Genomic DNA, 19,689 nt, shown 5'->3' on the forward strand with positions numbered 1-19,689 from the left:
GGGAAAAGGACAGGGTGGGGCTGGAATTTATTCCTAAAGAGAAAATGCGGCGTGGGGCTTGCATATAAGACAAAAACATGGTATACTTAATCATAATCGGGTAAAATAAGGGACAAAGCCCCTGATCAAGTAAGATAAAGGAGGGACGGCTGTGGACGGGATTACCAACAACAGTCTCCGGATGATGGAGCGTTCGATGGACTTTCTGTGGGTAAAGCAGAACGCTCTGCTGGATAATATATCGAATGTGGAAACCCCCAACTACAAGACCAAGCTTGTGACCTTTGAGGAGAGCTTTCAGGCTCAACTGGAGGCTGCGGAGCATGGCCGGAACAAGCTGACCAAAAAGACCATGCGGGACGCCATTGAGAGCGCGGACTGGCAGGTAGTGGAGACGGAGGAGATTACCCGGCGGGATGACAACGGCGTGAACCTGACTGAGCAGATGACCGAGCTGGTGCGCAACTCCTATCAGCTGCAGTACGTCTACCAGAGCATTAACAGCGACTTTGCCGCTTTGCGCTCCGCCATCAACGGTTAAGCGGAGGACAGGCGGATATATTCTTGAGACAGCCGGAAAGGATTCGGAAGGATTATGGCATTTTTAGGCAATATTAACATAGTCGGCTCTGGGTTGACCGCCCAGCAGCTGCGTCTTGACATTATTTCTGAGAACATCACCAACCTGAACACCACCCGCACAGAGAACGGGGAGGGCCCCTACCGCCGGAAGATGGTGGTTTTTGAGGCTGAGAGCGGCCGGGACGGCTTCCGCATGGCCATGGCCCAGGCGGTGAACAACTCCAACCGGGGCACCGAGCGTTCGGCGGGAGTGCGGGTAGCGGAGATTGTGGAGGACGAGAGCCCCTTCTCCTTGAGCTACGACCCCACTCATCCTGACGCCAATGAGGACGGGTATTTGCAGATGCCCAATGTCACCCTGGTAAAGGAGATTACGGACGCGATGGCGGCCACCCAGGCCTATTCGGCCAATGTGACGGCCTTTAACACCCTGAAAAGCGTGATTACCCGGGGGCTGGACCTGGGCAGCAGGTGACCTGAGGCTGTTTGACAGCTGGAAACAAAGACACAAAAAGCGCGGAAGGCGCATTTACTATAAAGAGCAGCCCGGCCTTGTCTTTTTGGCAGGGGCTGGGGCAGCGCCCAGGAAAGGAAGTTTCTTATGATCAGTTCCATTACGCCTCTTACCTCTGGTATGAGCTCTATGGCTCCCATTACCTCCTTGTTTGAGGAGGGGAAGGAGCAGACGCAGAGCAGCGGGATTGCAGGCGGCTTTGGCAGCATTTTTCAGTCTGCCATTGACGCGGTGAAGGAGAGCGACGCGGAGAAAACCCAGATGCAGTATTTGATGGCCACGGGCCAGCTGGATAACCCTGTGGCCTTGAATATGGCCAGCACCAAGTACGAGCTCTCTGTCAGCCTGCTGGCGCAGCTGCGCAACCGGGCAGTGGAGGCCTATAACGAGCTTATGCGTATCAGCCTGTAAGCAGGGCCATGAAAAAACCGCGGAAGGGCTGAGGAGGTCAGGCAAGTGGAAGACAAGGCAAAAGACATCTGGATACAGGTCAAGGGGACGGTAGGCGGCCTGAGCAAAACAGTGAAGGCCATTATCGTCGCCGTTATTGTGATTTTATTGACAGCGCTGGCAATTTATCTTGCCAACGGCTCCAAAACGGAGTATGAAGAGGTGTTTACAGGCCTCAACGGCGACGATATGACCGCTGTGTGCAAGTATCTCTCGGATGAGGGGACCACCGACTACAAGGTGCAGGACAATAACACCATTACGGTGCCCAAGGGCCAGGCAGACCGGATCAGGGCCAGCCTGATCGCCGCAGGCTACCCCCAGTCCAGCCCGGACTATGGACTGTACCTCACCAAAATCAGCTCCCTGTCCACTGAGTCGGACCGCTCCCAGATGGCGCTGTATGAGCTGATGGACCGCATGGCGGCCACCATCCGCTGCTACGATGGGGTGGCCGACGCGGTGGTGAACATTGCCCCTGGGGAGGACAGGCGGTATGTGCTGAGCCAGGACAACACCATTGAGGCGTCCGCGTCTGTGGTGGTGACCATGAAGGACGGCGAGCGCATGACCGACGGCCTGGCCGAGTCTATCCGGGCCACGGTAAGCCACTCGGTGAAGGGGCTCATCATCGACGAGGTGGACATCCGGGACAGCGAGGGCAACAGCTATGACGGGTCTCAGGACGCCAGCGGAGATGTGAAGACCATTGCCGAGACCAAGCTGAACCTGGAGGACCAGTGGAACAAGAAGCTGCGCAAGCAGGTGATGGACGTGATGGAGCCCATGTATGGGGAGGGCAATGTGTCCTGCGCTGTGAACACCACTGTGAATATGGACAGCTCTCAGTCTGAGTCCACCATCTATTCTCAGCCCGACTGGGCCGGAGGGGACACCAACGGCGAAGGCATTGTGGGCAAGAAGATCTGGTCTGGCAAAATAATCGCTGGTGAGGACGGCGTCGGCGGTGTGGTGGGCACGGATCCCAACGCGGACTTGAACACTTATGTAGAGGAGTTTACCCCCACCGGTGAGGAAGAGGGGCTGGAGGTCAGCGGGGAGAAGCAATTTGAGAACAACAAGACCATCACCCAGCAGCAGACCATTGGCGGTTATATTTCCGATGTGACTGTGTCGGTGACGATCAACAGCCGGGTGCCCAACACGGCCAATCAGGATCAGCTGGTGGGCCATGTTGCCCGGGCGGTGGGCATCAGCGCGGCGGACCAGAACGAGAAGATTTCCATTATCACCCATGAATTCTACCGGCCTGAGGAGGACAATGTCCCGGCGGATACCACCCCGGTGCCCAACATCTTCGGGGACATCCCCCTGTGGGTGTATCTGGCGCTGCTGGCAGGGCTGTTCCTGTTCATGGTGCTGTTTACCGTGTTTGTGCTGTTGGGCCGCAGCCGCAGCCGCCGCAGGCTGCAGCCGCTGGAACCGGTGGTGGTGGTCGGCCCCGAAGCGGAGGAGCAGGAGCCCGCCGTGGAGGAGCAGGAGCCCATGGGCGCGGATATTATGGATGTACATACCGAAAAGAGCATGGAGCTGCGCCGGTCTGTGCGGGAGCTTGCTGAGAGCAATCCTGAGATCGCGGCCCAGGCAATCAAGGCTCTGTTGAGGGGAGATGAAGAGGGCAATGGCGGATAAAGCGACAAAGGCCGAGAAGAAAAGAGCAAAAAAGGGCGAGGCCGCTGCCGCGGAGGCTCCTGCCGAGGAGGTACTTCTGCCAGAGCTGCCTCTGCAGAGCTCGCTTTTGGACGCCATGAGCGGCGCGCAGAAGGCTGCGGCGGTCATTGTCTCCCTTGGCGTGGATAAGGCGTCTCAGCTGTACCAGTACATGGAGCCCGAGGATGTGGAAATGATCACCATTGAGGTGGCAAAGCTGGGCTATCTGGACGCGGACACCACCGAGGCGGTGCTCAACGAGTACTACCAGATGTGCATGACCAACAAGGCCGTGACCGAGGGTGGGCTGGAATATGCCCGCACGGTGCTGGAAAAGGCCTTTGGAGCCCAGACCGCGTCCTCGCTGTTGGATAAGGTCACCAAGTCTCTGAAGAACAGAGAGTTTTCGTTTATGAACAAGGCCGGGGAAAAGGACCTGTTTACGGCGCTGCAGAACGAGCGTCCCCAGACCATTGCCCTGGTGCTGTCCTACATAGAGCCGGACAAGGCGGCGGCAGTGATTGCCCAGCTGGAGCCGGATATTCAGATCAAGGTGGTGGAGCGCATTGCCAACATGGACAGCGCGTCTCCCACGGCAGTGAAGATCATCGAGGCGGAGATGTCCAACAAGTTCGCCAACATCTTCAGCAGCAGCAACATCCAGGTGGGCGGCATCGACTTTGTGGCCGATGTGATGAACAACGTGGACCGTGTCAGCGAGAAGAGCATTTTCGACGGCCTGTCCATGTACGACGCAGTGCTGGCCGAGGAGATTCGCAAGCGCATGTTCGTGTTCGAGGATATTCTCACCATGGACGACCGGTCTGTGCAGCGCTTTGTGCGTGACTGTGACACCCACGACCTGGTGCTGGCCCTCAAGCCCGCCAGTGCGGAGCTGGCCAACAAGCTGTTCAAGAACATGTCCACCCGTATGGCCGAGTCGATCAAGGACGACCTGGAGATCACCACCAATGTGCGCATGAAGGACGTGGACGACGCCCAGCAGCGTATTGTGGCGCTTATCCGCGACCTGGAGGCCAAGAACGAGATCATCATTCTCAAGGGTGGCAAGGACGATATTATTGCATAATGACCGCTGCTGACAGAGCCTTTCCCACTCCAATGGGGTGGCTCTGGGAGCGGGGACCAATTCAAACTGAGACACAAGGTTGATAAAGCTTACCCCAAGTGGTAAGATGGTAAGGGAGGTCTTCTGTATGCCGGGTATTTTCAAACGCTTCGTTAATGTGGCGGCTGACAAATATGTCTTTCCGGATGCGGAGGACCTTACTGTTTCCAGCCCCGAGCCACAGCCGGCTGAGCCGATGACTGAGGCCGGGGAGGAACAGCCTGCGCCCGAGCCTCCCCCTGAGCCCAAGGAGCCCACGCCGGTGGACTTTGCCCAGATTCAGGCAGAGGCCATTTTGGCTGACGCGGAGCGGGAGGCCAAGGAACTGCTGGAAAAGGCCGTGGCTGACGCCCAGGCGGAGCTGGAACAGCTGCGCAAGGTGGCCCGGGAGGATGGCTATAACATGGGCTTTGCCCAAGGAGTGGCTGAGGGCCGTATGCAGGCCCGCCAGGAGCGGGAGGAGCAGGCTGCAGCCCAGGAGCGGGAGGTCCAGGCCTTTTTGAAGGAGGCCGTGCGGGCCAGAGACCGCATTCTGGAGGACAGCAAGGACGACCTGAAGGAACTGGCCTTGGCCATTGCGGAGAAGGTCATCCGGGTCAGCCTGCGCAGCAGCAGCGGTATTCTCATTCGCATGATTGAGTCGGCCACTGCCAAGCGCCGGCGGTGCGAGTGGGTGCAGATTTATATTGCGGACTGCGACGCCAGGGCCTCGGCGGAGACCATCCCTGAGCTGACCCAGGCTCTGTCCCGGCTGTCTGAGCGGGTGCGCATTATTCCTATGGCGGATGATGAGTCGGGCACCTGCATTATTGAGATGCCGGATGAGATTATTGACGCCAGCGTCTCTACCCAGATGGACACCCTGCGGGGCATTGTCACCGGCACGGAGGGCGAACGGGGCAGCTGGCAGACCACAGGTGGCGGCTATGTTTGAGGATACCATCAAGCAGGTGCGGCAGGCTGAGACCATCGGCCACACCGGCAAAATAGAAAACATCGTAGGCATGTCCATCGAGGCCAGCGGCGGCAGGGCAGCTGTCGGAGATATATGCCGCATATATAGTGGGGAATCCGGAGGGCAGATACCAGCAGAGGTAGTCGGCTTTAAAAATGACCGGATGCTCCTGATGCCCTATGGGGAGATGACCGGAATTTCTTCCGGCAATTTTGTGCGCAACACGGGGCATCAGCTGCGGCTGCGGGTGGGGCCCTTTCTCAAGGGGCGCATCATCAACGCCCTGGGCCAGCCCATTGACGACAAGGGCCCCTTTGAGGGGGGCGATACATATTTTCTGGGCAGCAGCTACATCAACCCTTTGACCCGGCCTCCCATTCGGGAGCGTATGGAGTTTGGGGTAAAAGCCATTGACAGTCTGCTGACTATTGGCAAGGGCCAGCGTATGGGCATTTTCGCAGGCTCTGGCGTGGGCAAGAGTACTTTGATGGGGATGATTGCCAAGTATGTGAAGGCGGACATCAACGTGATTGCCCTGGTGGGGGAGCGCGGCCGTGAGGTGCTGGAATTTGTGGAAAAGGACCTGGGCGAGGAGGGAATGCGCCGCTCTGTGCTGGTGGTGGCCACCTCGGACCAGCCGGCCATGCTTCGGAAGAAATGCCCCACCGTGGCCACAGGGATTGCGGAGTATTTCCGGGACCAGGGCCTGGACGTGCTGCTGATGATGGACTCGCTGACCCGCTTCGCCATGGCCCAGCGGGAGGTGGGACTTGCCATCGGCGAGCCGCCGGTGTCACGGGGCTATACGCCGTCTATTTACGCGGAGCTGCCCAAGCTGCTGGAACGCAGCGGCAACTTCAAGAAGGGCTCGATTACCGGCATCTACACGGTGCTGGTGGAGGGCGACGACACCAACGAGCCCATTGCCGACACGGTGCGGGGTATTCTGGACGGGCATATTGTGTTGAGCCGGAGCCTGGCTGCGGCCAACCATTACCCTGCCATTGACGTGGGGGCCAGCATCTCCCGTTTGATGGTGGAGCTGGTGGACGACCGGCACAAGCAGCTGGCCTCGCGTCTGCGGGATATTATGAGCACCTACAATCAGAATGCGGACTTGGTGTCTATTGGTGCGTACAAGGCGGGGACGAACCCTAAGCTGGACTTTGCGCTGACAAAAATTGACAAGATTAACGAGTTTTTGAAGCAGGGGACAGAGGAGGCTTTTACTTACGAGCAGTGCGTGGACCAGATGAATCGTATTCTTGCGGGAAGATAAGGAAAAGCGGGGGCGGCTGGTTGCTTTGTTGCCAGCTTGCCGTTAACAATGATGCGCCCATGGGCAAGGGGCCCGGCGGGGCGGCAGTATTTCTTCATATATAGTGGGACGGGGCACGGCTGTGTCCCTTGAAACGCCGGTAGGCCGGGATGTATGTATGCCCGGGCAGCGGTGAGGGACGGTCTTTTCGTATGGGCTGGCAGGAGCTGGTCAGGAACCGGCGGCGTTTGCTGTCATAATATATAAGAGAGCCATTTTATTTGTAGAAAGAGGGCGATGGCCTTGAAGAAGTTCAAGTTTCAGCTGGACACGGTGCTTCGGTATAAAAACCAGGTGCTGGATATCCGGCTGGCGGAGCATGGCTCGGCGTTGGCGGCGGTGCGCCGTCAGGAGGCTGTACTGGAGCAGGCCCGGCAGAACCGGATCGCCTGCGAGGAGGAGTACCGGCAGAAGAAGGCCGAGGGAATCACCATCGCGGATTCCATGAAGTATGAGACCGGTATTGAGGTATTGGAGCGCCGGGTGCAGCGGGAGGCAGGGCTTCTTAAGGAGCTGCAGAAGGCCGAGGAGGAGAAACGCCGGCTGCTGGTGGAGGCCAGACAGGAGACCCAGTCGCTGGAAAAGCTGAAGGACATAAAGAGAGGCGAGTATGACGCGGCTGTGGCAAAGGCCGAGGAGAAGGAGATTGACGACCTGGTGATGGCCCGCCGTTCTGCCGCTGTGCAGGAGGGCGCGCTGTGAGGACCCGCCGGATAAACAGGAGTATAAGGCCCGAAAAGAACTTTGGGCATAACATATAGCATATACATAGAAAAGGAGGTGGACGAAATGAACTTAGATCTGTTGATCCAAGGAGTGGCTGCGGATATCATTCACAATGTGCAGACCACACCGCCCGGAGACTCTGGCAGCGAGGGGGAGGATTTTGAGGCCATGCTGCTGAAGCAGAGTCAGGCCGCGAAGCCCCAGCGCAAGGAGGAAGCCCCTAAGGACAAGGCCGACGGGAAGCAGGAGACGGAAGAGTCCCAGAAAAACAGCACCAAAGGTCAGGAGACCACAGAGAAGGGCCAGGAGGTGGCCGCGGCTCTTGTGACCTCTCAGCCTGTGGTGCCGTTTGAGCTTGTGGCTGGCGCCGGTGAGAACACCGCAGCCGGCGGGCTGGAGGGCGCTGTTCAGTCGCCTGTGCTGACGGACGCTGCTGTTTGGGTGGAAGACGCCCCCGTGCGGACGGAGGAGGTCCAGCCCGGCCTGGTGCAGGAGGCCCAGCCTCAGACCCAGGAGAGCCTGGGCGAAATGGGGGCGCTGCCCCAGACCCAGGTCCTGCCCCTGCCTGAGAACCAGGAGGTGCAGGAGCAGCCCATGCTTCAGCCGGAGGGTCCGGAGCTTCCTGAGGCTGTGCAGCCTGTGGAGACCAAGGAGCAGGCAGCTGCCTTTACACAGGTGCAGCCAGAGGGCGGGGAGCCCCGGCGGACCGAGGAGGAAGGGCAGGTGACCGATGCTTCTGTGGGAGCTCAGCCCCTGTTCCAGCGGGAGACCGCTACGCCGGTGAAGGTGGCTGACCCCGAGCCGGTGTATGCCGAGGAGCCCGAGGCCCCCCAGCAGCTGGCGGCAAAGCTCAGCCAGGCATTGGAGCGGGGAGATTCCATGGTGCAGCTACAGCTGACTCCGGAGAGCCTGGGCAAGCTGACCGTGGAGATTACCCGGACGGCCCAGGGCCTGCTGAGCGTTGTGCTCACCCCGGAGACAGCCAAGGCGGCCAGCCTTTTGCAGCAGCACAGCGGTTCGCTGTTGAGCGCGCTGATGGGCGATGGCCGTGAGGCGGAGATTATCGTGCAGCAGCCCCAGCAGCCGGAGACACCCAACCAGTTTTTGAACCCGGACGGGCAGAACCGGCAGCAGCACCAGCAGCAACAGCAGCAGCACAGGCCCAAGGGGACTACCGAGGACTTTTTGCAGCAGCTGCGGCTGGGTCTGGTGGACGCGGGCGCACAGGTGGACTGAACGCCCGGTCAGAGGCCGGGCAGAGAGAAGGGGCTGGCTGCCCACCCAGGGCCTAAATAGGTCCGGCGGAGGGCGGAGTGGCTCTGTCAGTCAACCCTGGCGCGGGCACCAAAAATTTACAGTAGAAAGGCGGGAAGACCATGCCAACAGGCGCGACAGCCGGAATGAGCGATTTGGCCAACCGGCTTGGCACCACGGCCAATGTAGCCAGAAAGGCCCAGAATTCTACCAACAAGAAGGCTGGTAAGGAGCTGGACATGAACGACTTTCTCACCCTGATGGTCGCCATGTTCCAGAACCAGGATATTGACAATGCCGCCTCGACCACCGACATGATGAACCAGATGGTACAGATGTCTGTGGTGCAGGCCATTACCAACATCAGCACGCTGATTGACGACTCTACGGTGCTGACCTATGCCGCCTCTTTGGTGGGCAAGGAGGTCACGGTAGGACAGTATGTAGGCAAGGAGCTTAAGGAGATTGTAGGCGTTGTCACCGGCACCGGCACCCTGAACGGGCAGCAGGTTATTTTCATCGGGGACGAGAGCTATTATCTCAACGACGTGATGGCTGTGGGCCGTCTGCCGGACAAGGGCACGGACCTGAACCCGGACGGCAGCGAGGACAAGGACGATTCTACCGACCCGGTGGACCCGGATAAGCCCACGGACCCGACAGACCCGGATCAGCCGGTGGACCCTGAAAAGCCCACGGACCCGGACGCTACGGAGCCAGAGCAGGCGGTTTAGAACGGAGGTTGAGGGTATGATAGACCGGGTAAAGGGCGTGGGGCAGGTCATGCCCGTGGGGCAAACGCCCCCGCAGGCCCATGCCCCAGGCGCAAAGGCCAGCTTTGGCGAGATTATGAGTCAGGTGCGGCAGGAGAGCGTTCAGCCCAGCGCGCCCCCTCAGAGCCAGGGCATCAACTTTTCAAAGCACGCCATGAGCCGGGCGGAGGAGCGGGGCATTGAACTGACCCCGGCCCTGATGCAGCAGCTGGCGGGCTCGGTGGAAAAGGCCCAGGAGAAGGGCGCGAAGAACATTCTGGCGTTTAACGCCACCCAGGCCTTCATCATCAATGTGCCTTTTGGGCGGGTGATTACCACCATGAACCAGGAGGAGATGAAGGAGAACATTTTTACCAACATCGACGGCGCGGTTTTGATTTAGCCGGACCCTTGGGCTGACCTTTGTCAGCCGCTGGGAGGCTTGGGGGCGGGCCCGAATGGCCTGCCCCGGACCGCCGCGACTTACGCAAATTTTTTCGTTTCGCGGAACAGAGGGGAGAGGCTCCCTGCTGAAAGCCGCGGGAAAGGATAGAGAATGACAGGTGCAATGTATGCGGCCGTAGCCGGACTGAAAGCGCACATGAGCGCTTTGAACGTCATCGGCCAGAATATTTCTAACGTGAACACCAACGCCTATAAGGCCACCCGCTACACCTTTTTGGAGGCCCTTTACACCACGGTGCGGGGCGGCAGTAACGGCTCGAACCAAGTGGGCGGCAGAAACCCGGCCCAGAACGGCTACGGCTCTTCCATCGGAACCATAGACCTGGACATGAGCACGAAGAACTACACGCCTACGGGCATGGCTACAGACGTGATGATTGACGGCGACGGCTTTTTGATTGTGGGCGACAAGACCTCTACCTTTAGCAGCATGGACGACCTGAAGGACATGTATCTGACCCGCTTGGGCAATTTGGAGTTTGACAACCAGGGCTATCTGGTAGACGGCCAGGGACAGGTTGTGTATGGCTTCTTGTCGGTGGAGAACCCGGTGTACAGAAAAGCACTTTATAATGACGATGGAAGTGAGAAGACGTTGGAGCATCTTCCGCTTAAACCGGCTAATCCCGGAGACCCCACGCCTCTGCCGCAGGATGGACAATTCTATATTGATGAGAACGATCAGTTGGTGCAAGCAAAACTTACAGGTACTGCGCCAAATCAAAAGGTTGAACTAAAGATTATTGAGCAGTATACACCTAGCCCGGTACTTACGGCCATCCGTTTGCCCATGGCGTATGCTGACGGTGTGACGGGACACAAAAAGGGCGATGCAGTTTACCCCACCTATGACGATGATGAGAACAGCGCAACGTATGGGCAGATTGTGGATGCCAGTGGCACAGATGTCAGCGGACGAATCAGCCGGGACAGCGTCAGCATTGACGAGAACACCGGACGTATTACCTGTACTACTGCTACGGGCGAGGCTGTGGTGATTGGCTCTATTGCCATTGCCAAGGTGGATAATCCCAACGGCGTGACCCATGTGGACGGCCATTATTATCAGGCCCTGGACGGAGCGGGCGATGTCCGCCTGACCTCTATTGGTAACTCTGTGCTGAACACCACTGACCCGAACAGCCCGTTTTATGAGCCGCCAGCCAATGCAGGCGACCCGGTGGAGATGAAAGAAGGCGAAATCAGCATTCTTTCCTCCGGCGGCACCAAGCTTATCAGCGGCGGCCTGGAGAGCAGCGGCACGGACCTGGCCAGCGAAATCAGCAACATGATTATGATTCAGCGCGGCTATCAGGCCAACACCCGCATTGTCACCGTAACCGACAGTATGCTGGAAGAGCTGGTGAACATGAAGCGCTGATAGACTGGGCGCAGCTTGACGGAATGGAACATATGAGCAAGTAAAGGGAGTTATGCCCCCGCGCCGGGGGAGGGCAGGGGCCCTCCCCTTTGGCGGGGCTTATCAGAAGGAGGAGCGCTTTATGATTATGCTGACCAAGACCAGCGGTGAGAAATTTTTGGTGAACCACCTGCAGATCGAGTGCATCGAGCTGATTCCTGAGACAAAGATTGTGATGATGAACCGGGACTTTTATCTGGTGATGGAGTCGGTGCAGGACATTGTGGGCCGCATTGCGGACTATAATGCCAAGGTGCAGGACATCCACCGCATGGTGACTGTGAACGAGGAGCCCAAGGCAGTTCCCAACCGGGGCGGCGCACAGAGGCCGGGCTTCCGCAGGTGACGGTGAAAAAACGGGAGACACAGTGAACAAGCGGCCAACAGACCGTGAAGAAATTCTAAAGTGAAGGTGAACGCCCTATGAATATTGGATATTTGATCGGCCTGGTGGTGGCTATAGGGGTCATGGTGCTGGGCATGGCAAACGGCTTCCCGCCCTATGAATTTGAAAAGATAGGGAACTTTGGCGACGGCCCCAGCGTTATGATTGTTATCGGCTGTACCGTCTTCATCCTCATGGCCAGCTTCCCCCTTAAGACCTTTCTCAGCATCCCCAAGCACTTTGGGGTGATGATGAAAAACCCCAAGCAGAAGCCGGAGAACATCATCAACTCTTTGGTGGACCTGGCTCAGATTGCCCGTAAGGACGGCCTGCTGGCCCTGGAAGAGAAGGCCAACGACCAGGAGGACCCCTTCTTTAAGCAGGCGATTATGCTGATTGTGGACGCCAACGACCCGGACCGGGTGCGCGCCACCCTGGAAAACGACATTGAGTGCATGTCTGACCGGCACAACGCGGCGGCGGCCATGTATGACAAGGCCTCGGCCATTGCGCCGGCCTTCGGCATGGTGGGCACCTTGATCGGCTTGATTAACATGCTGAAAAACATGGACCCCACCTCAGGGTCCAGCAACATTGGCGCGGACATGAGCGTGGCCTTGATTACCACCCTGTACGGCTGTATTCTGGCCCACATGGTGTTCGGCCCGGTGGCCAACAACCTGCGAATCCGCGACAGCGAGGAGGTCCTCAACAAGATGATCATTGTGGAGGGCATCACTTGTATTCAGGCCGGTGAAAACCCCAAGATGCTGCGGGAAAAGCTGCTGACCTTTGTGGCCCAGAAGCAGCGTGAGAAAATGGGCGAGGGCTCTGGCGGCGGCGAAGGATGAGGACATTTCCAATTCTTTCCTCCTGAAAGCACAGGTATGGGCTTGACGGGAGGGGCAGTTGTTTGTTATAATAGTACGATGCAAGGGAAAGCCGGCCTGTGGCCCCGGGATGGGGCGGGGGCCGGGAGACTATCTGTCAGGAATGGAGGTGTCTGGCTGAGATGAAGAAAAAGGGCGGAGGCGGCGAAGGCGGCGGCGCAAACTGGATGGACACCTACGGTGACATGGTGACGCTGCTGCTGTGCTTCTTTGTGCTGCTCTACTCCATGTCGACCATAAACGAGGATAAATGGAAGGCCGCGGCCATGAGCTTTAACCCCAATGCGATGACCACGCCCACGGCGCCGGAGTTCGGGACCAGCAGCGGTCCTTTTCAGGACCCTGACGAGACTGGCGACCCAGGTGTAACCGACCCGGCGGAGCTGGAGGAGGCCGAGAAGGAAAAGGAGCAGGAAGAGACTGACCAGGCCATTGAGCAGCTCTACCAGATGATGAAGGAATACATTGAGAAGTCGGGCAAGAATGTGGAGATTACCAAGGGCGACGGCGGCGTGTTTTTGTCTTTTGCCAACGCGGTGTTCTTTGACGGGGACAGCGATGTGCTGCGGCAGGATGGCAAGGAGATGCTGGATGTTTTGGCGCCTATGCTCAGCCAGGCTGCGGAGCATATCGACGAAATCCGCATTCTGGGCCACACAGCCCAGGCCAGCGCCACAGAGGCAAACACCACAGAGGGCGACCGCATGCTGGCGGCCACCCGGGCGGCCCGGGTAACGGCGTATCTTCAGGACCGGGTGACCGGACTGAGCGCGGGCCGGTTGGTGAGCGAGGGCTATGGCCAGTACAGGCCTGTGGCTCCCAACGATGTGGAGGAGAACCGGAGAAAGAACCGCCGGGTGGAGATGATCATCACCGGCAAGGACCTGATGAACGAGCTGGGCGGTACGTTGGAGCAATATGAGAGCATACGAGAGAATGGCCCCTCCAAGGCCAGCGTAGAGGATAAGGACGAGGCGCCGGATCAGGGACAGTCCCAGAGCAGCAGCCAGACGGAGTCCAGCGCCGCGGGCGGGGAGGGTTAGGCCAATGCCAGAGGTATTATCACAGAGCCAGATAGACGCCCTTCTGAACTCCATGAACAGCGGCGGGGATAAGCCCCCTGCTGAGGAGGAGAAGCCGGAAAAGAAGTACCGCAAGTACGACTTTACCAACCCCAAGAAGTTCACCAAGGACCGTCTGAAGATGCTCAAGAGTATTTTCGACAATTACTCCCGGGTGCTTACCACCCGGATCAACGGACTGGTCCACGCCACCTGCGAGATCGGGGTGGAGTCGGTGGAGGAGACCACCTATTTCGAGTTCTCCAACGCTCTCAGCGACAGCGCGGTGCTGACCACCACCCATCTGATGCTGAAGGAGAACCGGGAGGAGACGCCGGTGCTGTTCTATGCCTCAGCCCCCATTATGGTGAGCATGATGGACCGCATGACCGGCGGTGATGGAGATGTGGAGAGTCTGCCAGACGACTACACCTATACGGAGCTGGACCTGAAGCTGTATGAGGTGCTGCTGAAGGACTTTGTCTCGCGTATGGGCGTGACCTGGGAGAACTACATACAGCTGGACTTCGACTTTGGGCGGGTGGAAAACAACCCCACGCTGGTGCAGCTCATCGGTCTGGAGGAGACCGTGGTCATTGTGGATATGAAGGTCAGCTTTCCCAACATTGAGGGGAGCATCAGCATCGTGATGCCCGAGGACGTGCTGTCCAGCATTTTCACAGAGATCAGCGCAGGCAATCCCTCCAAAAAGGCCAACAGCGAGGAGCACCAGGAGGAGATTTTTGACCATCTGCGGGATTCCACGCTGGAAATCCGGGCTGAGCTGGCCCGCACCACCCTGCGGCTGGACGATGTGTACCGGCTGAATGTGGGTGATGTGATTGACCTGAACCAGAAGAAGGACAGCGCACTGAACCTGTATGTAGGCGGTCAGCGGTGGTTCAACGGATTGATGGGGGTCAGCGAGAAAAAGATGGCGGTGAAGATTAAAGAGGTGTACCATAACGCCGGAAGAAGGGGCAGTTTAACAAATGAGCAATAATGTTTTCAAACCAATGGAGATAAGCGCCATCGGCGAAATCATGAACATCAGCCTGGGCTCTTCGGCGACGGCGGTATCCAATCTGCTGGATCATCGGGTGGACATCACCACGCCCACAGTGACTGTGGTCGACGTCAAGGACTTTGAGCTGGGGGACATTGAGCCGGCCGTTGGCGTGGAGATCAAGTATGTGTCGGGCCTGGACGGCAGCAACCTGATGCTGCTGCGCATGAGCGACATAAAGGTCATTGTCGACATACTGATGGGCACAGATACGCCGCTGGATGAGTTTGTGCTGGATGAGCTGAGCCTGAGCGCTGTCTGCGAGGTCATGAACCAGATGATGGGCGCGGCCTCTACGGCTTTGTCTGACTTTTTGGGCAGGGTGGTGAATATTTCCACACCCGAGACCTTTGACGTGTATGACCAGGAGGCCATGAAGCGGGACCGGATGCCTGTGGCGGAGGGCCCCATTGTGGTGGTCCGCTTTGCTTTAAGTATTGAGGACCAGCTACAGAGCGAGTTTATGAATGTGATCTCTGTGGACCTGGCAAAGGAGCTGGTGGCAGGCTTTGGCCTGGAGGACGAGGACACTGCGCCCGCCCCAGCGCCTGCTCCGGCCCCTCCAGCGCCCGCCCCGGCCCCTGCGGCCAGCGGCGGAGTGATGAGCCAGGAGGAGATTGAGAAGCTCATGGCAGGAGGCGCGGCCCAGCCCGCACCCGCTCCGGCTCCCGCAGCCAGCGGCGGAGTGATGAGCCAGGAGGAGATTGAGAAGCTCATGGCGGGAGGTGTGGCGCAGCAGCCTGCGCCCGCTCCGGCTCCTGCGGCCAGCGGCGGAGTGATGAGCCAGGAGGAGATTGAGAAGCTTATGGCAGGAGGCGCGGCCCAGCCAGCGCCTGCTGTACCTCAGACGCCGGCACAGCAGATGCCTGTGCCGCCAATGATGCCGCCGGTCCCAGGGCAGGAGGGGATGCAGCAGCCCTATCCGGGCTACCCCTATTACCCCCCCTATCCGGGCTATCCCTATTATCCGGTCCAGCCGGAGCCCAAGCTCATCAACACCGCGCCGCCCCCCATGCCCAAGCTGGCCAACGGCGAGGAGCTCAGCCAGGAGCAGACCCAGAACCTGGATTTGATTATGGGTGTGCCGCTGGAGGTGACAGTGGAGATTGGCCGCACCAGAAAGCGGGTGCAGGAAATTCTTTCCTTCTCCAAGGGCTCGCTGGTGGTGCTGGATAAGCTGGCCGGCGACCAGGTAGACCTGTTTGTCAACGGCAAGTGCATTGCCAGGGGAGACGTGGTGGTTGTGGACGATAACTTTGGCATCCGGGTGACAGAGATTTTGAAGAAGCCCGGCATTGAAGAGTTGGCCCAATCAAAGTAAATATAAATGACCGATTCAGCAAATCATATGAAAAGAGGATGAATTACTATGGCAAAGATCTTGTTGGTTGACGACGCTGCTTTTATGCGCAAGGTGATCAAGGATACCTTGTCGAAAAACGGCTATACGGATCTCTATGAGGCTGTGGACGGCGCGGACGCGGTGGAGAAGTTCACCGAGATTAACCCGGACCTGGTGATCATGGATATCACGATGCCCAACATGGACGGTCTGGAGGCGTTGAAGGCCATGCGTGCCAAGAACGGCGCGGCCAACATCGTCATGTGCTCTGCCATGGGCCAGGAGGCCATGGTTATTGAGGCGATCCAGTCTGGGGCCAAGGACTTTATTGTGAAGCCCTTCAAGTCTGACCGCATTATGAAGACCGTGACCTCGATTGTTGGCGCGCCCTGATGAGTGGAGCAGCCCTGCCCCGGCTTGGTTTTGCCCAGCAGGGGGGGACAATATTCACCCTGGTGGGCATGCTGCTGACTGTGGGGGCTGTGCTGGCGCTGGCCTATTGGGTCACCCGGTGGATTGGCCGCCACGGCGCCCCAGGATGGACAGGGGCGCCCCGGAAGCAGGGGCAGCAGATGGAGCTGCTGTGGCAGCTGAGCCTGGGCCGCAACGAACGCCTGGTGCTGGTGCGCCTGGAAAAGCGCTGCCTGCTGCTGGGGGTGACCAGCGGAGGGATCAGGCTGTTGACTGAGCTGACCGAGGAGGAGGCAGCCCCCTGGCGGAAGGACCCGGGGGCCGCCCCCTGTGCGCCCAGCTTTCTGGACATTTTGAGGGATAATCTTCCCAAAAAGAAATGAGCGTGATGGATTGCCTGAAAATCTGGATGGAATAATCAATATAAATGGCGACAGCGTGCAGGCGTTGGAGATCATTATTCTCACCACCCTGATCACACTGCTGCCCTCGCTGGTGATCATGTGTTCCTCCTTTACCAGGTATGTGATCACGCTCTCGTTTTTGCGCAATGCCATGGGCACCCAGCAGACTCCGCCCAATATGGTTCTGGTGGGCGTTGCATTGTTTTTGACGTTGTTTACCATGGGGCCTGTAATCGACCAGGTGAACACTCAGGCCTACACGCCCTATATAAACGAGGAGATCACCCAGGAGGAGTTTTTTGACCAGGCTCAGGTGCCTTTGAAGCAGTTTATGCTGCGCAACACCGAGCCCTCGGCCTTGAATATGTTCTGCGACCTGGCGGACCTGGAAAACCCAGGCACGGAGGAGGCTGCGGTGGACTTGCCTCTGCGGGTGGTGACCCCGGCGTTCATTACCACAGAGCTGAAGCGGGCCTTTGAGATTGGGTTTTATCTCTACATCCCCTTTTTGCTGATTGACATTATTGTGGCCTCCACCTTGATGTCCATGGGCATGGTGATGCTGCCCCCGTCGATGATCTCCACGCCGTTCAAGCTGCTGTTGTTTATCAGCATCAATGGCTGGCAGATGGTTTTTTCTACCTTGGTGCAGACCTTCAATTAGCCGGAAGTATGATGGAAAGTGAGGTGACCGCCCGTGGACCTGCCGGTTGTGGACTTGTTTCGGGACGCCATAGGCGTTGTGATCCGGCTGGTTGCGCCCATGCTGCTGCTGAGTATGGTGGTGGGTGTGCTGGTGGCGATTTTGCAGGCTGTCACCCAGATTCATGAGCAGACCATCTCCTTCATCCTAAAACTGATTGTGGTGGTGCTGTTTCTGATTATTGGCGGCAGTTGGATGATGTCTACCCTGCAGGAGTTTTTCTACGGGGTGTTTGAGCTGATAAGAGGGTGAGGCCGTGACGAGTCTTGATTGGGACGGGCTGACCCTATTCCTGTTTATTCTGATGCGTATGTCGGGGTTTGTGTTGTTCAACCCCTTTTTCGGGCGCAACAATGTGCCCCAGTTCTTTCGGGCTGGGTTTGCCCTGCTGCTGTCCATGGTGGTCAGCTTCAGCTATACCGGCACAACGGCTGCGCCAGCCACCTTTATCGAGCTGGCGGTGAGGCTGCTGCTGGAGGTAGCCATGGGCTATCTGGTGGGGCTGGTTGTGAATCTGTTTCTGGCTGTCCCCTCTTATGCGGGGCATATTATGGATGAGCAGATGGGCATGGCTATGGCCCAGACCTATGACCCCAGCTTTCAGGGTCAGGCCACGCCGGCGGGCAATGTGCTGAACATTTTTACTATTCTGTTGTTCTTTACGGCCAACGGACACCAGACCCTGCTGCGGCTGATGCTGGACTCGGGCGCTGTGGTGCCCTTTGGCAGCGCGGCCTTTGGAGAGGCTGCGGCGGATAAGATTGCGGGGCTGTTTATTGACTGCATGCTTCTGGCTGTCAAGCTGTGCCTGCCGGTGCTGGGGGCGGAGCTGATGGGGCAGGTGGGCATGGGGGTGCTGATGAAGGCCATTCCCCAGATCAATGTGTTTGCCATTAACATTGAGCTGAAGGTGCTGGTGGGCATAGTGATGCTGTTTTTCCTCATTGCGCCCTTTAGCGAATTTCTATTGGAGATGGAGAACACCATGTTGATGGAGATTGAGAGAGCGATTGCCCTGGCCGGCGGAGGCTGAGGCCCCCGACGGAGAAGAATTCTGCATTTTTGACCATGATTTTTCTTGCCGTAAAGCGAGGTGGTGAACATGCCTGGCGAGGATAAAACCGAAAAGGCAACACCGAAACGACGGCGTGACGAACGGAAAAAGGGCAATATCCTGCTGTGCCAGGACATTATTGCAGTGGCTACTTTAATTACCAGCGTGGTGATGCTCCGGTTCATGTTCCCCTTTATGGCGGCTCAGCTGACAGAGTTCTTTGCCAAGTGCATGGGCTTTGCCCAGGGCTCAGTGGCGGAGGGCGCGGCGGTCTATCTGGGCGACCTGATCTTTCAGGGTATAACTACATTTGTGGCCACAGCCGGGCCCATGCTGGCGGCAGCGGCTTTGGTGGGAATTGCGGCGACCTTGGCCCAGACTCGGTTTTTGGTGGCGGGGGAGATCATCCGCCCCAAAATGAGTAAGCTCAGCCCGCTGAACGGGTTCAAACGGCTTTTTTCCCTGCGCAGTATTATGGAAGCTGTGAAGGGGTTAATTAAGATAGCCATTCTGATGATTTTTATATACAGCAGTCTGTTCAAGCTGATGAATATTTCATCCCGGTTTATGTACACGGACGTGAGCGCCGCCTGCCAGGAGCTGTTTACCGAGATATTCAACATGCTGCTGCAGGTCTGTCTGGCCTTTGTGGCCATCGCTTTTTTCGACTTTCTCTACCAGCGCTGGGAGCATGAGCGCCAGATGAAAATGTCCAAGCAGGAGATCAAGGAGGAGTATAAGCAGACCGAGGGCGACCCCCAGATTAAAAGCCGCATCCGTCAGGTGCAGCGGGCCATGGCCCAGAACCGTATGATGCAGCAGGTGCCTGAGGCTGACGTGATTATCCGGAACCCCACCCATTTCGCGGTAGCTCTGCGGTATAAGCAGGGCGAGGACGCGGCGCCCGTGGTGCTGGCAAAGGGCCAGGACGAGTTGGCCGCGCGGATTGTGGCCAAGGGAGAGGAAAACCAAGTGCCCGTGATTGAAAATGTGCCTCTGGCCCGGGCTTTGTATGCCCAGGCGGAGGTGAACCAGGAGATTCCCCCCGACCTGTACGCGGCGGTGGCGGAGGTGCTGGTCTATATCTTTAAATTGGAAAATAAACTGGTCTAAGGCCGGTTGGCATAAATGGCTGGC

Annotated in this window: 23 protein-coding genes; all 23 read left to right on the top strand. The window is 58.0% G+C overall.

What is annotated here, in order from left to right; translation table 11 throughout:
• The first annotated feature begins 151 nt into the window (after positions 1–151).
• The 23 genes from flgB (at position 152) to flhB (ending at position 19,665) form a co-directional block, all read left to right on the top strand.
• The gene (flgB, locus tag ACTO5E_RS03880) at positions 152–541 is read left to right on the top strand and encodes a flagellar basal body rod protein FlgB (protein ID WP_482301731.1); all 390 of its coding nucleotides are present in this window, start codon (positions 152–154) and stop codon (positions 539–541) included.
• A gap of 54 nt (positions 542–595) precedes the next feature.
• Positions 596–1,057 carry a flagellar basal body rod protein FlgC gene (gene flgC / locus ACTO5E_RS03885; RefSeq protein WP_482301733.1) on the top strand — a complete coding sequence of 154 codons (462 nt, stop codon included), beginning with the start codon at positions 596–598 and terminating at the stop codon, positions 1,055–1,057.
• Between the two features lie 126 nt (positions 1,058–1,183).
• Entirely contained in the window at positions 1,184–1,507 is a 324-nt protein-coding gene (gene fliE, locus ACTO5E_RS03890; protein ID WP_482301735.1) for a flagellar hook-basal body complex protein FliE, read from the top strand.
• 45 nt (positions 1,508–1,552) lie between these two features.
• Positions 1,553–3,199: a flagellar M-ring protein FliF C-terminal domain-containing protein gene (locus tag ACTO5E_RS03895; RefSeq protein WP_482301736.1), complete on the top strand. Its 1,647-nt coding sequence runs from the start codon at positions 1,553–1,555 to the stop codon at positions 3,197–3,199.
• Positions 3,189–4,307 (top strand): flagellar motor switch protein FliG, encoded by a 1,119-nt coding sequence (gene fliG, locus ACTO5E_RS03900; protein ID WP_482301738.1) that lies wholly within the window; start codon positions 3,189–3,191, stop codon positions 4,305–4,307. Before ACTO5E_RS03895 ends, fliG begins: the two co-directional genes overlap by 11 nt.
• Positions 4,308–4,434: 127 nt before the next feature.
• Positions 4,435–5,280 carry a FliH/SctL family protein gene (locus tag ACTO5E_RS03905; RefSeq protein WP_482301740.1) on the top strand — a complete coding sequence of 282 codons (846 nt, stop codon included), beginning with the start codon at positions 4,435–4,437 and terminating at the stop codon, positions 5,278–5,280.
• The gene (fliI, locus tag ACTO5E_RS03910) at positions 5,273–6,580 is read left to right on the top strand and encodes a flagellar protein export ATPase FliI (protein WP_482301741.1); all 1,308 of its coding nucleotides are present in this window, start codon (positions 5,273–5,275) and stop codon (positions 6,578–6,580) included. The genes ACTO5E_RS03905 and fliI overlap by 8 nt, the downstream gene beginning before the upstream one ends.
• A 282-nt stretch (positions 6,581–6,862) precedes the next feature.
• Positions 6,863–7,321: a flagellar export protein FliJ gene (gene fliJ / locus ACTO5E_RS03915; protein ID WP_482301743.1), complete on the top strand. Its 459-nt coding sequence runs from the start codon at positions 6,863–6,865 to the stop codon at positions 7,319–7,321.
• A gap of 87 nt (positions 7,322–7,408) precedes the next feature.
• Positions 7,409–8,581 carry a flagellar hook-length control protein FliK gene (locus tag ACTO5E_RS03920; protein ID WP_482301745.1) on the top strand — a complete coding sequence of 391 codons (1,173 nt, stop codon included), beginning with the start codon at positions 7,409–7,411 and terminating at the stop codon, positions 8,579–8,581.
• A 140-nt stretch (positions 8,582–8,721) separates the two neighbouring features.
• Positions 8,722–9,333, top strand: coding sequence for a flagellar hook capping FlgD N-terminal domain-containing protein (locus ACTO5E_RS03925; RefSeq protein WP_482301746.1), 612 nt, complete (start codon positions 8,722–8,724; stop codon positions 9,331–9,333).
• A gap of 16 nt (positions 9,334–9,349) precedes the next feature.
• Complete coding sequence (locus tag ACTO5E_RS03930; protein WP_482301748.1) at positions 9,350–9,754, top strand: TIGR02530 family flagellar biosynthesis protein; 405 nt, start codon at positions 9,350–9,352, stop codon at positions 9,752–9,754.
• A 153-nt stretch (positions 9,755–9,907) separates the two neighbouring features.
• Positions 9,908–11,197, top strand: a complete 1,290-nt coding sequence (locus ACTO5E_RS03935; protein WP_482301750.1) for a flagellar hook-basal body complex protein — start codon at positions 9,908–9,910, stop codon at positions 11,195–11,197.
• 121 nt (positions 11,198–11,318) lie between these two features.
• Positions 11,319–11,582: a flagellar FlbD family protein gene (locus tag ACTO5E_RS03940; protein ID WP_482301751.1), complete on the top strand. Its 264-nt coding sequence runs from the start codon at positions 11,319–11,321 to the stop codon at positions 11,580–11,582.
• A 77-nt stretch (positions 11,583–11,659) separates the two neighbouring features.
• Complete coding sequence (locus tag ACTO5E_RS03945; protein WP_482301753.1) at positions 11,660–12,472, top strand: motility protein A; 813 nt, start codon at positions 11,660–11,662, stop codon at positions 12,470–12,472.
• 161 nt (positions 12,473–12,633) lie between these two features.
• Positions 12,634–13,554 carry an OmpA/MotB family protein gene (locus ACTO5E_RS03950; protein WP_482301755.1) on the top strand — a complete coding sequence of 307 codons (921 nt, stop codon included), beginning with the start codon at positions 12,634–12,636 and terminating at the stop codon, positions 13,552–13,554.
• Between the two features lie 4 nt (positions 13,555–13,558).
• On the top strand, positions 13,559–14,575 hold the full coding sequence (locus ACTO5E_RS03955; protein WP_482301757.1) for a flagellar motor switch protein FliM: 1,017 nt from the start codon (positions 13,559–13,561) through the stop codon (positions 14,573–14,575).
• The gene (fliN, locus tag ACTO5E_RS03960; RefSeq protein ID WP_482301759.1) at positions 14,565–15,959 is read left to right on the top strand and encodes a flagellar motor switch protein FliN; all 1,395 of its coding nucleotides are present in this window, start codon (positions 14,565–14,567) and stop codon (positions 15,957–15,959) included. Before ACTO5E_RS03955 ends, fliN begins: the two co-directional genes overlap by 11 nt.
• Before the next feature lie 48 nt (positions 15,960–16,007).
• Positions 16,008–16,373: a response regulator gene (locus ACTO5E_RS03965; protein WP_482301761.1), complete on the top strand. Its 366-nt coding sequence runs from the start codon at positions 16,008–16,010 to the stop codon at positions 16,371–16,373.
• Entirely contained in the window at positions 16,373–16,774 is a 402-nt protein-coding gene (gene fliO, locus ACTO5E_RS03970) for a flagellar biosynthetic protein FliO (RefSeq protein WP_482301762.1), read from the top strand. Before ACTO5E_RS03965 ends, fliO begins: the two co-directional genes overlap by 1 nt.
• Positions 16,775–16,784: 10 nt before the next feature.
• Positions 16,785–17,459, top strand: coding sequence for a flagellar type III secretion system pore protein FliP (gene fliP, locus ACTO5E_RS03975; RefSeq protein WP_482301764.1), 675 nt, complete (start codon positions 16,785–16,787; stop codon positions 17,457–17,459).
• Between the two features lie 33 nt (positions 17,460–17,492).
• A complete protein-coding gene (fliQ, locus tag ACTO5E_RS03980; protein WP_482301765.1) occupies positions 17,493–17,750 on the top strand; it encodes a flagellar biosynthesis protein FliQ in 258 nt (85 codons plus the stop codon).
• Between the two features lie 4 nt (positions 17,751–17,754).
• Positions 17,755–18,531 (top strand): flagellar biosynthetic protein FliR, encoded by a 777-nt coding sequence (locus tag ACTO5E_RS03985; RefSeq protein ID WP_482301767.1) that lies wholly within the window; start codon positions 17,755–17,757, stop codon positions 18,529–18,531.
• A gap of 69 nt (positions 18,532–18,600) precedes the next feature.
• Positions 18,601–19,665: a flagellar biosynthesis protein FlhB gene (gene flhB, locus ACTO5E_RS03990; protein ID WP_482301768.1), complete on the top strand. Its 1,065-nt coding sequence runs from the start codon at positions 18,601–18,603 to the stop codon at positions 19,663–19,665.
• The last annotated feature ends 24 nt before the right edge of the window (positions 19,666–19,689 follow it).

Source organism: Acutalibacter sp. (assembly GCF_056800975.1).